The following is a 13,271-nucleotide window of genomic DNA, read 5'->3' on the forward strand; positions in this document are numbered from 1 at the left end:
CGGTAGCGAGATCCGGCGCCGGGCCGCGGAAGTTATCCACAGGCTTTGGGAGGCTGGGGGCACCGGTAGACTCGGGGAGTTGTTCGGGTGTCTCTAGGAACGGACTCTGCCTCGTGTTCGACACGCTTTCTGATCGGTTGTCTGCTGCGTTCAAGAATTTGCGCGGTAAGGGCAAGTTGACCGATGCCGATATTGATGCGACCACGCGGGAGATCCGGATCGCGCTGCTGGAGGCGGATGTCGCGCTGCCGGTGGTGAAGGAGTTCATCGCGGCGGTCCGGGAGCGGGCCAGTGGGGCCGAGGTGCGCGGCGGGCTGAACCCGGCGCAGCAGGTGATCAAGATCGTCAACGAGGAACTGGTCAACATCCTCGGTGGCGAGACCCGTGAGCTGCGGATGGCGAAGCGGCCGCCGACGGTGATCATGCTGGCCGGTCTGCAGGGTGCCGGTAAGACGACCCTGGCCGGGAAGCTGGCCAAGTGGCTGAAGGAGACCCGGCACCAGACGCCGATGCTGGTCGCGGCCGACCTGCAGCGGCCGAACGCGGTGACCCAGCTGCAGGTGGTCGGCGAGCGGGCCGGTGTGGCGGTGTTCGCGCCGGAGCCGGGTAACGGCGTCGGCGACCCGGTGGATGTCGCCCGCAAGGCGATGGACGAGGCGCGTGCCAAGCAGCACAGCGTGGTCATCGTCGACACGGCCGGCCGGCTGGGTGTCGACGAGGAACTGATGAAGCAGGCCGCCGACATCCGCGACGCGGTCTCGCCGGACGAGATCCTGTTCGTCGTCGACGCGATGATCGGTCAGGACGCGGTCACCACGGCCCAGGCGTTCCTGGACGGGGTCGGCTTCGACGGCGTCGTACTGTCGAAGCTGGATGGTGACGCCCGCGGTGGTGCCGCGCTGTCGATCGCGCAGGTGACCGGCCGCCAGGTGATGTTCGCCTCGAACGGCGAGAAGCTCGAGGACTTCGACGTCTTCCACCCCGACCGGATGGCGTCGCGCATCCTCGGCATGGGCGACGTGATGAGCCTGATCGAGCAGGCCGAGCGCACCTTCGACGCCGAGGAGGCCGCCAAGACCGCGGCCAAGCTGCAGAAGAAGGGCGGCAAGGACTTCACTCTGGACGACTTCCTCGCCCAGATGCAGTCGGTCCGCAAGATGGGTCCGCTGACCAAGATCTTCGGCATGCTGCCCGGCGCGTCCCAGTTCAAGGACCAGCTGGAGAACTTCGACGAGCGCGAGATCGACCGGATCGAGGCGGTCATCCACTCGATGACGCCGGCCGAGCGGGCCGATCCGAACATCATCAACGGCTCCCGCCGGGCCCGGATCGCGAAGGGTTCCGGTACCGAGGTGGCGACCGTGAGCGGGCTGGTCGAGCGGTTCTTCGAGGCCCGCAAGATGATGAACGCGATGGCGACCGGCAAGGGCCTGCCCGGGATGCCGGGGATGCCGGGGATGGGAATGCCCGGGGGTGGTGCGCGGAAGGCGAAGCAGCAGGCACAACAGAAGAAGAGCAAGCGTGGCTCGGGCAACCCGGCCAAGCGGGCGAAGCAGGGCAAGCCGGCGGCGCCGCAGCCGGGTGAGCTGCCGGCCGCGTTCGGGGGTGCCGGCCAGACCGACGGCGACTTCGAGCTTCCGGACGACCTGAAGAAGATGCTCGGCGGCGGCCAGTAGGTGAATCTTGTCCGCCGTTCGCCTGACGTGGCGGTGGAGCAAGGTTGTCTACGGTGGGTTACGCGCGGGCGGATTGCCCGATCGGTACTCGGTCACTGCATGAAGTGGCACACCGTTACCGGTTGTCCGTCACCCTGTGACGGCTAAGATCGTGCCTGCGCCCAAGAGACCCTGGTACTGCGGAATACGTCGAAGGACGGTTCGGATGAGGCAGCAGTTCAAGAACCTGGATACGTGGCGGGGGAAGTTGACCGCCACCTGGGTCATCTTGGCTCCGCCCACCGCCATGGTCGCCGTGTTTGTCGCCGGCGGCGTCACTTCGAACACCTTCATCGTCGACGCCCACGCGCTGGCGCAGCCGCGACAGGACTCGGTTTTCGACGAATTGGCCAACCAGGTTCCGCCGCGGCCGGGTGCCGATGGCAGCCTGCCCACGCAGGAGAAGTCGACCGTCCAGGTCCCGGTGACCGGTGCCGTCGACGGTCCGGTGCAGCCGATCCCGGGTATCACTGGCGATGCGTCGGGCATCCCGGGGACCGTCCTGGCGGCGTACCAGAAAGCGGCCCACGATCTCGCCCTGGCGATGCCGGGCTGCCACCTGACCTGGCCGCTGCTCGCCGGTATCGGCAAGGTCGAGTCCGCGCACGCGAGCGGCGGCAAGGTCGAGGCGAACGGGAACACCCGCGGCAAGATCCTCGGTCCCGTCCTCGACGGCGGCCCAGGGATGGCCGCGATCGCGGACACCGATCAGGGCCTGTACGACGGCAACTCGAGCTGGGACCGGGCGGTCGGCCCGATGCAGTTCATCCCCGGCACCTGGAAGTCGTACGGCGCCGACGGCAACGGCGACGGGGTCAAGGACCCGCACAACGTGTACGACGCGGCTCGCGCGGCCGGCGACTACCTGTGCTCGGGCGGGGCGAACCTGTCCGACCCACAAGGCCTGGTGCAGGCGGTGCTGCGCTACAACCACTCGATGGACTACGTGTCCACAGTGCTGCGCTGGATGCAGTCGTACGCCAAGCAGACGGTGACGATCCCGGACACCCAGGGCGTGATCACCCCGCCGTCGAACGACGACGGCAACGTCGACAAGTCGAACGACCCGACGCGGTCCTCCACGACGACGCCGCCGCCGACCAGCCCGACGCCGTCGGTCACCCCGACGACGCCGAGCCCGAGCTCGCAGACCACCACCAAGCCGACTTCGCCGAGCAGTTCGCCGACCAAGCCGGCCACGCCATCGACGATCCCGACCACGACGCCGACGGTGACGCCGACGACGACGCCGACGACGCCCAAGCCGCCGTACTCGCCGACGCCGTCGCCGACCAACACCCCAGGCACGCCCAGTACGCCGACCACGACGCCGACCACTCCGTCGGAGTCGCCGACCACTCCGTCGGAGTCGCCGACCACGACCCCGTCGGAGTCGCCGACCGCCACGCCGTCGGAGTCGCCCAGCACAACGCCCTCGGAGTCGCCGACCACGACGCCGACCCAGTCGCCGGATGCGACCTGCACGCCGGAGCCGACCACCACTCCGACCGTGACGCCGGAGCCGACGGCGACGTCGACGCCCTGCGGTAGCACCGCATCGACGTCGGACGAGGCATCCCAACCGGCCGGCTGAACCCGGGCCAGACACCGCGCATCGACCGCTGAAAAACCCTCAGTGGTCCCCGTTTTCGGGGTGTTGGCGGGTCAGGTAACTTTGCGTCGACTTGATGTAACTTTCTGGCGTATGGATCGTTGAGGGGACTATGCGCCTAACCCGTAGTGGTAACCGTCGGGTCAAAATAATCATCGCCACACTGTGCACGGCCCCTCTCCTGGTCGGGGCCATCGTGACAGTCGCCTCGGGTGGAGCCGGTGCCTCCGGTCAGCTCGCGGCGGACAGCCCGGTCGCACCATCGCCTGGAGCCGGGCTGAACAGCGGTGAATTCGACGAACTGACCATGATCGTTCCGCAGCGTCCCGGAGTGGACGGCCGGCTCGGATCTGACAAACCCGCCCGTGCGGACGTGCCTGTGCAAGGTGCGACCGACGGCAAGTCCGTAGTCCGGCCCGGCCGGCCCGATGCCGTCAACGGCATCCCGCGCGGCGTGTTCCCGGCCTACCGCCGGGCCACCGCGAACCTGGCCGTCGTCCGGCCGAACTGCGGGCTCACCTGGCCGTTGCTGGCCGGCATCGGCAAGGTCGAGTCCGACCACGCCAGCGGTGGCCGGGTCGACGTGGTCGGCACCACCCGGGGCAAGATCCTCGGCCCGGTGCTCAACGGCCGCGCCGGCAACGGCCGGATCACCGACACCGACAAGGGCCGGTACGACGGTGACCTGACCTGGGACCGCGCGGTCGGGCCGATGCAGATCATCCCGCAGGTGTGGGACGAGTTCGGCGCCGACGGCAACGGCGACGGTTTCCGCAACCCGAACAACGTGTACGACGCGGTCACCACGGTCGCGGTCTACCTGTGCTCCGAGGGCGATGACCTGAAGCGCCCCCGCGACCTGGTCGCCTCCCTGCTGCGGTACCAGCACTCCAGTGACTTCGTCGCCACCGTGCTGAAGTGGATGCGGGTCTACAGCAAGAACGCGGTGCTGATCCCGAACGAGAAGGGGATGCTGTCGGCGGCGAAGCCGGCCGGCAACGCCGAGCGCAAGGTCGACCCGCGCGAGGTGCCCGACGTCAACGACGACAAGCCGATCACCGCAACCACCCCGACGCCGAAGCCGACCACTCCGGGCACCAGCGAGCCGACGCTGCCGGACCCGGCGGACACGCCGACGAAGACGCCGACCAAGACCCCCACCAAGACGCCGACCAAGACCCCGAGCCCGACGCCGACGCGTACGCCGACGCCGACTCCGACCCCCACTCCCACGCCGACACCCACCGAGACGCCGACGACGACCCCGACGGACACGCCGACCGGGACGCCGTGCAGCACTGACGACCCGACCACCCCGACCTGTACGCCCGGTGGCGGCTCGCACGGCTGAGTCGGCGCCGGATAACGTCGCGGTATGACGGAAACCGGCGTACTCAGGCTGGTCGGCACGGTGTTGCCGGGCGGCGAGCGGCAGGAGATCCACCTCAGCGGTGGGCTGGTCGTCGACCGGCCCACCGCTGCTGATGTCAGCACCCTGCACACCGGCGGCTGGATCGTGCCCGGCCTGGTCGACGCGCACTGCCACATCGGCCTCGACCAGCACGGCGCCGTCGACCGCGAGACCCAGGAACAGCAGGCGATCACCGATCGGGCCGCCGGTGCGCTGCTGGTCCGCGACGCCGGTTCGGCCGCGGACACCCGCTGGATCGACGACCGGGAGGATCTGCCGAAGATCATCCGGGCCGGCCGGCACATCGCCCGGTCCAAGCGCTACATCCGCAACTACGGCTGGGAGATCGAGCCGGACGAACTGGTCGCGTACGTCGATCAGGAGGCCCGCCGCGGCGACGGGTGGGTCAAGCTGGTCGGCGACTGGATCGACCGCGACGCCGGCGACCTCACCCCCTGCTGGCCCGCCGAGGCTCTCAACGCGGCGATCGCTCGCGCTCACGAGCTCGGCGCCCGCGTCACCGCGCACGTCTTCGGTGAGCACTCCCTCCCGGATCTGCTTGCCGCCGGCATCGACTGCATCGAGCACGGCACCGGACTGCTGCCGGACATGCTCGACCAGATGGCCGAGCACGGCGTCGCCGTGGTCCCGACGCTGATCCAGCTGGAGAACTTCCCGCAGTACGCCGATCAGGCCGAGGCCAAGTTCCCGGTCTACTCGGCGCACATGCGCGACCTGTACGACCGTCGCCTCGAGCGGCTGCGGGCGGCGTACGAGGCCGGCGTACCGGTGTATGCGGGGACCGACGCGGGTGGTGTGCTCGGGCACGGTCTCGTGGCGCAGGAGATCCAGGCGCTGACCTCCATCGGCATGTCCGGCCAGGAGGCTCTCAGCGCCGGATCGTGGGGCGCCCGCGAGTGGCTCGGCGCGCCCAGCACGCTGCAGCCCGGCGATCCGGCGGACTTGGTGGTGTACGACGAGGACCCGCGCACGAATCCCGCCGTACTGACGCACCCGCGCCTGATCGTGCTGCGCGGCCGGATAGTGAGCTAGTCCGGTGGCTTTAATGCACCTGAAAGCAGTAACGTCCGAAGAACCGAGCGCTATAGGCCTCAGTTCTTCGGACGTTGCGGGTGTGGGTCAGGCGGGTTCGTTCGGGACCGGCTCGAGGGTGGGCTTGTCGCCGTTCTTCGGAGTAGCCAGCGAGTCGATCAGCTGCTTGGCCAGGGCGAAGCCGGAGCCGCCCATGGTGATGGTCTTGACCAGGGTGTCCTCGATGCCCTGGGCACCGTTCAGGACGACCATGTTGCCGACCTTCTCGAACGAGCTCGCCGCCGCGGCGACGATCTCCGGGTAGGCCTCGGCCAGCTGCTGCGCGACGACCGCGTCGGTGTTGGTCGCCAGCGCCTCGGCGCGGGCCTTGATACCGGCGGCCTCAGCCATCGCCTTCGCCTGGACCGCGGCCGCCTCGGCCTTACCGGTCAGCTCGGTCGCCTTCGCCTGCGCCTCACCGCGCAGCTGGACCTCCCGGGCCTGCGCCTCGGCGGCCGCGATCTGGGCGTCCCGGGCGGCCTGGGCGAGCGTGCGCTGTTTGTACGCCTCGGCGTCGGCCGGCTTCAGCACCGTCGACTCCAGTTGCTTCTCGGCCAGCGACGCGTTCAGCTTCGCGGTCTCCGTCTCGGCGACGACGACTTCCTGCCGGGCCAGCGCCTCGGCCAGTGGGCCGGACTGCGACGCCTTCGACTTCGCCTGGTCGACCTCGGCCTGGTAACCGGCCTGCGCGATCGAGCTCTCCCGTACGGCGGCCGCCTTCTGCGCCGCGGCGGCCTGCTCGCGCTCGGTCGCCTCCCGGTCCCGCTCGGCCTGCGCGATCCGGGCCGCGGCCTCGACCGCGGCGGCCTGCGGGCGGCCCAGGTTCTTGATGTAGCCGGACTCGTCGTCGATCTCCTGGATCTGCAGCGAGTCGACCACCAGGCCGAGCTTCTCCATGTCGCCGGCCAGCGAGCCGCGGATGTTCGTGGTCAGCGTCTCCCGGTCGTGCAGCATCTCCTCGACCGTGGTGGAGCCGACGATCGCCCGCAGGTGACCGGCGAACAGCTCGTGGATGGTGCTCATCACCTGCTCGTCGCTCTGCTCCAGGAACCGCCGGGCCGCGTTCGCGATCGAGCCGTAGTCGTCACCGACCTTGTACGCCGTGACGCCCTTGATGTGCAGCGGGATGCCCTGGCTCGACACACACGTCACCGTCAGCGGTGTGGCCCGGATGTCGAGCGGCAACCGCCGTACGGTCTGGAATCCCGGCAGTACGGCGGTACCGCGGCCGACCACGATCTTGAAGCCGAGCGTCTCGTTGACCTGCTCCTGGCTCGAATGCGCGCCGAGACCGGAGATGATCAGCGCCTCGTTCGGCTCGGCCACCCGCCAGACCATCCGGAACAGGATGAGCAGGACCACCAGCGCCGCGGCACCGATGATCAGGTACGTCCAGAGCATTTCCCCTCCAGGGAACAAAAGTTCCGCCGCCCTCGGCGTCGGGTGGTGTTGGTCAGATGGCGCGAGCGACGTAGACGGTCCGCGGTGGGTCGAACTCGACGACCACCACCTGGGTGCCCACCTCGATCACCTCGTCAGTCGCTGGGTAAGCGTAGAAGGCCTCGGTGGCACCCCTCACCGGCAGCATCACTTCGCCGACGGTCCCCGGTGCGATCCGGCCGATCACACGCCCCCTTTTGCCAACCATGAACACCCCTCCGACGCAACCTCGCCCACTGCAGTTCCCCGAAGCCTACGGGGTAATGGCTTGTGGCCGGCGCAGCACAGGAGGATCGTTTGAGATGCGGCCTGGGGGTGGGGAAGGGGCGCATGGGCGCGGAGGTGCGGCTCGGGGTCGTGGAAGCCGGGGCTGACGACGGGCGGCTCGAGGAACTGGCGCTGCTGCTGCGGCAGGAGTTGCTGGAGCTCGACGACGTGCCCGCGGTCGAGCACTATCACGAAGGCGAGGCGCCGGAGGGAGCGCGGTCGGGTCTGGCCGCGATCGCCGGCGTGCTCAGCGTGTCGCTGGTGCCCGGCCTGCAGGCGATTGGTGTGGTGGTCGCAGTGGTGCGGGACTGGCTGCGCCGCTCCGGCAGCGCGCGGCAGGTGAAGATGACGATCGACGGCGACACGATCGAGCTCAGCGGCGCCAACGACGAGGCGCAGCGGCAACTGGTGGATGCCTTCGTCCGGAAGCACTCGTGACATGGACGGTTCGCGGATCGCACTCGTCGTGGCGAATGACCAGTACGACGACCCCGGCCTGCGCCGGCTGATCGCTCCGGCGCAGGACGCGGCCGTGCTGGCCGACGTACTCGCGGATCCGTCGGTCGGCGGATTCGAGGTCCAGGTCCTGCACAACGAGTCGGCTCAGCAGATCCGGTTTGCCGTCGAGGACTTCTTCGCTGACCGGGCGCCGGAAGACCTGCTGTTGCTGCATTTCTCCTGCCACGGCCTGAAGAACGCGGCCGGCGAGCTGTTCCTCGCGGTCGCGGACACCAAGCCGAACCGGCTTGCGTCGACCGCGGTCGCCGCCGACTTCGTCAACCGTCAAATGGCCGACAGCCGGGCCCAGCGGATCGCACTGTTCCTCGACTGCTGCTACGGCGGTGCGTTCCCGCGGGGCATGGTCGTACGCGCGGCCGGCGAAGCGCAGGTCCGGGATGCGTTCGCGGGTCAGGAAGAGGTCGGCGGTGGGCGCGGCCGGGTGGTGGTGACGGCGTCCAGCGCGATGGAGTACGCCTTCGAAGGCGACCAGCTCGCCACCGATGCGACGAAGCCCTCGCCGTCGGTCTTCACCAGCGCGGTCGTGGACGGGCTGAGCACCGGCGAGGCGGACCGGGACGGCGACGGCTGGGTCGGCCTCACCGAACTGGTCGGGTACGTCACCGACCGGGTCCATCGGGTCACCCCGAACCAGAACCCGCAGATGTGGACCTTTGGATCCCAGGGCGAGCTGCTGATCGCCCGCAGCCGGGTCCGGCGCATCACCCCGGCGCCGCTCGCGCCAGAGCTCGTCGAGGCGATGGAGAGTCCGTTGCCGCCGGCAAGGTTCGGCGTGGTCGACTACCTGCGCGGGAAGTTGTACGACGCCGACCTCGGCCAGGCGTACGGCGCTTGGCAGGCACTGCACCGGCTGGTCGACGACGACAGCCGCAAGGTGTCGGAGGCCGCCGTACGGGCGATATCGGAAGCCGTACCGCGGGTGACTCCGGCGTCGCTGGAGCTCGGCCCTGGCGCCGTGGCGGCCGAGCTGCGGTTGGAGGGGCCGCCGATCGCGTTGACCGCGGTGGCGTCGTCGGAGGCTGATTGGGTCCGGGTGGAGCAGGACGGCGCGACCGTGCGGGTGAGCAGCGAGCTGCGTGATCTGGGTGAGCACGAGGCCTCGGTGGTCATCGCGGGGCCGACGGGGGAGTGCGTGGTCCCGGTCCAGCTGACGGTCCCGGACACCGACTCCGAACCGCCGCCGCCACCGCCCGAACCCGAACCACAACCAAAGCCAGCCCCACCCCTGCCTGTCCCCGAACCCGAACCCAAGTCCCAGACCGAGCCGGTCGCACAGCCCGCGGCCCAGCCCATCCCGGAGCCCGCAGCTCAGCCGCAGCCGGTGGCGCAGCCCAGAGCTCAGCCAGTGCCGGAGCCCTCGGCTCAGCCCCAGCCTGCGCCGAAGCACGAGCCGGCGCAGCCCGCGAGGACATCCGTGCCTACCCCGGTAGGCCAGGTGCCGGCGAAGACCCCCGTCCCGTGGTGGGCGGTCGGCGTACTGGCGCTTGGTGCGCTGGTTCTCATCTACCTGAACTGGCCGGGGGAGGCGTACAGCCACAAGCTTTGGTACGACCCCAACACCGACTGGCGTGTGTACCGCAGTGCGACCGATCCGATGATCCTGTCCTCGATCGGCGCACTGCTCGCAAGCCTGCTCGCGCGCTGGGCGGGACCCATCGCACTCGGCGTCGTCGCCGGATGTGCCGCGTCCGTGCTGGAGGACGCCGTACTCGTCCTCGGCGCCCGCATCGTCGAGGGCGGGAGCGGCACCTGGCTCATGACCCTCGTGGTCGCAGCGGTGATGGTCGCCGTACTGCTGATTGTGCTGTGGCCCGAGAACTGGCGACTCTGGCCGGTGTCGCCACCGGCCGTGGTCCTGGTTGTTGCCGGCGGCATCCTGTTGCTCATCAGTGCGTTCATCAAGCACCCCGACGACTTCGCGTTCATAGACGTCACCAAGCTGGCCGTCCTCGAGCCGCTGGTGATCGTCGCGATGGCGTGGCTTGCCCTGGCCGCGGCCGAGTCCCGATCCATCGCTTGGCTCAGCGCGACCGTGGCGACATACGCCGTGCTCAGCACCATTGCCGCCGTACCCGCACTGACCGACGGCGACTCACCGGCCACCTTCCTCACCGCATTGCTCGCCAACGCGCTGGTGGCGGCCGGTGTCCTTACCCGCGTACTGCGCCCTCAGTCGCACCCTTGATGAACTGGCGCGCGAAGATCGCGAACACGACCACCAGCGGCACCATCGCCATCAGCGCCCCGGTCATCAGCATGCTGTAATCGACGCCGTGCGAGCGGTTCAGCTGCGACAGCGCGACCTGCAAGGTCAGATGGTCGGGGTTGGTGAGCACGATCAGCGGCCACATGTAGTCGTTCCAGGACCCGACGAACGTGAAGACGCCCAGGAACGCCAGCGCCGGCCGGGCCGACGGCAGCGCGACATGCCAGTAGGTGCCCATGAAGCCGCAGCCGTCCAGCGTCGCCGCCTCGACCAGTTCGTCGTGGATCGAGTTCTGGAAGTACTGCCGCATCCAGAAGATCCCGAACGCGTTCGCCGCGCCGGGGACGATCAGCGCCTTGAGCGAACCGACCCAGCCGAGAATCGCCATCGTCTGGAACTGCGGTACGGCGGCCAGTTGCGCCGGCAGCAGCATCGTCGCCAGCAGCAGGACGAACAACGCGTTCCGGCCCGGGAACCGGAACTTGGCGAAGGTGAACGCGGCCAGCGAGTCGAAGAACAGCACCAGCAGCGTCGTCGAGACCGCCACGATCACGGTGTTGCCCATCGACTGGAAGAACGCGATGTTCGCCAGCACGTGCCGGACGTTGTCGTCGAACTGCGACCCGAAGGTGAACTTCGGCGGGAACCGGTAGATGTCGGCGGTGCTGTTCGTCGCCATGATGATGGTCCAGGCGAACGGGAACATGAACAGCAGCAGCGCGAACACGAGCACCGCGTGCAGCGCGATCCCGCGCCAGCGATAGCGCATCACGAGGCATCTCCTCTCACCCGGAAGATCCGCCAGTTGATTGCCGTGAACAACAACACGAGCGCGAAGATGCTCAGTGCGATCGCGGCGGCGAAGCCGTAGTCGTTGTCCAGGAACGCGGCGCGGTAGAAGTACAGGACGATGGTCATACCGCTCTGGCCGGTGCCGCCGCTGTTGCCGACCATCACCTGCGGCTCGGTGAACGTCTGCAGGCCGCCGATGGTCGAGATGACCACGGTGAACAACACGATCGGCCGCAACTGCGGCAGCGTGATCGAGAAGAACGTCCGTACCGGACCGGCGCCGTCGACCTTGGCTGCCTCGTACTGCTCCTTGGGGATCGCCTGCAGGCCGGCCAGGTAGATCAGCGTGTTGTAGCCGACCCAGCCCCACACGATCATCGTCGAGATCGCGATCTTGATCCCCCACGGCTCCCCGAGCCAGTCCTGCTCAGGGATGCCGAGCGAGCGCAGCGCGGCGTTGACCAAGCCGAAGTTGGTGCTGAACACGGAGCTGAAGAAGATCGCCATCGCGACCAGCGAGGTGACGTTCGGGATGAAGTAGGCGATCCGGTAGACGTTCGTGAACCGTACGGCGGACTGCAGCATCACCGCGAGTACCAACGCGATGCTCAACGTCGGGATCGTCGACATGAAGAACAGCACGAGCGTGTTCTTCAGCGCCAGCCAGAACGTCGGGTCCTCGACCAGGAAACGGAAGTTGTCCAGGCCGGTGAACCGCCGGGGGCTCAGACCGTCCCAGCGCTGAAACGCCAGCACGATCGTGGACAGCATCGGATACAGCCCGAACACCGCGAACAGGATGTAGAACGGCGATAGAGCCAGGTAGAACCGCCAGTACGACCAGACGCGCCGGCCGCGCCGCTGACCGGCAGAGGATCCGGTCAGTGGCTCGGCCGACGTAGCCGGCATCGTCGTACCGGTCACTGCACTCCCTGGCGCTTGGCGATCGCCTTCGCCTTCGAGACCGCGGAGGCCCAGGCGGCGTCGGACGACTTGGACCCGGTCTGCACCGTCTTCAGTTCGTCCTTGAACGGCGCGCCGACGGCGTCGTCGGCCGGGGCCTGGTAGGCGACCGGGACGGCCTTGGCGGCCGGGCCGAACACGTCGATCGGCACCTGGCCGCCGAAGAACGCGTCCTTGGCCTTGAGTTCGGGCTTGTCGTACGCGGCCGGCGCGGCCGGGAAGATCTGGGCGTCGACGTACGCCTTGGCCTGGTTGTCCGGGCTGAGCATGTACTTGATCACCTCGAACGCCTTCGCCGGGTCGGCCGCGTTCTTGGTGATGGTCAGGAACGAACCACCGAAGTTCGCCGGACCGCTCGGAGTCGGGGCCAGCCGCCACTTGCCGACGGTCTTCTTGACCGCGGACTTGATGTCGAGCGCCGCCCACGCGGCGCCGATGTGCGCCGGGACCGTGCCCTGGTCGAGCCCGGCGTTCCAGTCCGGCCCACCGCTCGGCGTCTTGCCGTCGATCTTCAGCGTCATCGCCTTGACCACGGTGTCCCAGGCCTTCTTGATGTGGTCCTGGTCGCCGATGAACGTGTTGTCCTTGGAGACGTACCGCTCGGTGCCCTGGCCGACGACGATGTCGTACAGATCGGTGGCGTCCCAGACCATCAGCGCTTTCGGGTTCGCCTTCTTCAGTTCGACCCCGGCGGCGAAGAAGTCGTCCCAGGTTTTCAGCTGTGCGGCGATCGTGGCCGGGTCGCCGGGCAGGCCGCCCTTGGTGAAGACGTCCTCGCGGTAGAACAGCGCGGTGGGGCCGATGTCGATCGGCAGGCCGAGGACCTTGCCGTCCAGCGTGGTGGCCTGCTTGACCTTCCAGTCGACGTACTCACCGAGGATCGAGTCGGCACCGAGTGTCTTCAGGTCCACGAACCGCTCGGCCTGCGGCAGCATCGAGGCGATGTCCTCGCCCTTGATTCCGGTGATGTCGGGGACACCGGTGCCACCGTTGAAGGTGGTGATCAGCTTCTGCTTGAAGTCGCCGCCGATCTCGGAGTACTTGATCTTCGGGTCGGGGAAGTGCGCGATGGTGTCGTCGACCACCGACTTGCCCAGACCACCAGGCCAGCACCACAGCGTGAGCGTGGTGGCTGTGTTCTTCTTGGGCGCCGATCCGCCGGAGTCCATTCCGGATGAACAGGCGACGACGGTCCCGCCGAGCACGGCTGCGAAGCCCCCAGCGAGCAGCGTCCGACGTGAGAGCTCCATGGTG

General features: G+C 68.5%; 11 protein-coding genes. 6 read left to right on the forward strand and 5 right to left on the reverse strand.

Annotation, left to right across the window (positions count from 1 at the left end):
* Positions 1–113 precede the first annotated feature (113 nt).
* The 4 genes from ffh to EV646_RS36425 all read left to right on the forward strand — a co-directional run bounded on the left by ffh (position 114) and on the right by EV646_RS36425 (position 5,791).
* The gene (gene ffh / locus EV646_RS36410; RefSeq protein WP_132156968.1) at positions 114–1,676 is read left to right on the forward strand and encodes a signal recognition particle protein; all 1,563 of its coding nucleotides are present in this window, start codon (positions 114–116) and stop codon (positions 1,674–1,676) included.
* 205 nt (positions 1,677–1,881) lie between these two features.
* Entirely contained in the window at positions 1,882–3,309 is a 1,428-nt protein-coding gene (locus EV646_RS36415) for a lytic transglycosylase domain-containing protein (protein ID WP_132156970.1), read from the forward strand.
* Between the two features lie 214 nt (positions 3,310–3,523).
* Positions 3,524–4,678 (forward strand): lytic transglycosylase domain-containing protein, encoded by a 1,155-nt coding sequence (locus EV646_RS36420; RefSeq protein WP_241996558.1) that lies wholly within the window; start codon positions 3,524–3,526, stop codon positions 4,676–4,678.
* Positions 4,679–4,702: 24 nt separating this feature from the next.
* Positions 4,703–5,791, forward strand: a complete 1,089-nt coding sequence (locus tag EV646_RS36425; protein ID WP_132156974.1) for an amidohydrolase family protein — start codon at positions 4,703–4,705, stop codon at positions 5,789–5,791.
* An 87-nt stretch (positions 5,792–5,878) separates the two neighbouring features.
* Here EV646_RS36425 and EV646_RS36430 read toward each other — a convergent pair whose 3' ends face one another.
* Positions 5,879–7,231 carry a flotillin family protein gene (locus tag EV646_RS36430; protein WP_132156976.1) on the reverse strand — a complete coding sequence of 451 codons (1,353 nt, stop codon included), beginning with the start codon at positions 7,229–7,231 and terminating at the stop codon, positions 5,879–5,881.
* Positions 7,232–7,283: 52 nt separating this feature from the next.
* Positions 7,284–7,478, reverse strand: coding sequence for a hypothetical protein (locus EV646_RS36435; protein WP_132156978.1), 195 nt, complete (start codon positions 7,476–7,478; stop codon positions 7,284–7,286).
* A gap of 122 nt (positions 7,479–7,600) precedes the next feature.
* Between EV646_RS36435 and EV646_RS36440 the strand changes: the two genes are divergently transcribed.
* The gene (locus EV646_RS36440) at positions 7,601–7,975 is read left to right on the forward strand and encodes a hypothetical protein (protein ID WP_132156980.1); all 375 of its coding nucleotides are present in this window, start codon (positions 7,601–7,603) and stop codon (positions 7,973–7,975) included.
* Between the two features lies 1 nt (position 7,976).
* On the forward strand, positions 7,977–10,241 hold the full coding sequence (locus tag EV646_RS36445) for a caspase, EACC1-associated type (protein ID WP_158291115.1): 2,265 nt from the start codon (positions 7,977–7,979) through the stop codon (positions 10,239–10,241).
* On the opposite strand, the gene EV646_RS36450 is transcribed toward EV646_RS36445, so the two are convergent.
* The 3 genes from EV646_RS36450 to EV646_RS36460 are packed head-to-tail and all read right to left on the reverse strand — an operon-like array spanning position 10,207 to position 13,267.
* Positions 10,207–11,031 carry a carbohydrate ABC transporter permease gene (locus EV646_RS36450; protein ID WP_132157145.1) on the reverse strand — a complete coding sequence of 275 codons (825 nt, stop codon included), beginning with the start codon at positions 11,029–11,031 and terminating at the stop codon, positions 10,207–10,209. The genes EV646_RS36445 and EV646_RS36450 overlap by 35 nt on opposite strands.
* A complete protein-coding gene (locus tag EV646_RS36455; RefSeq protein ID WP_132157147.1) occupies positions 11,031–11,963 on the reverse strand; it encodes a carbohydrate ABC transporter permease in 933 nt (310 codons plus the stop codon). Before EV646_RS36455 ends, EV646_RS36450 begins: the two co-directional genes overlap by 1 nt.
* An 11-nt stretch (positions 11,964–11,974) precedes the next feature.
* Positions 11,975–13,267 (reverse strand): ABC transporter substrate-binding protein, encoded by a 1,293-nt coding sequence (locus EV646_RS36460; protein WP_132156984.1) that lies wholly within the window; start codon positions 13,265–13,267, stop codon positions 11,975–11,977.
* Positions 13,268–13,271 lie beyond the last annotated feature (4 nt).

The organism is Kribbella antiqua, assembly GCF_004345665.1.
Lineage (GTDB): Bacteria > Actinomycetota > Actinomycetes > Propionibacteriales > Kribbellaceae > Kribbella > Kribbella antiqua.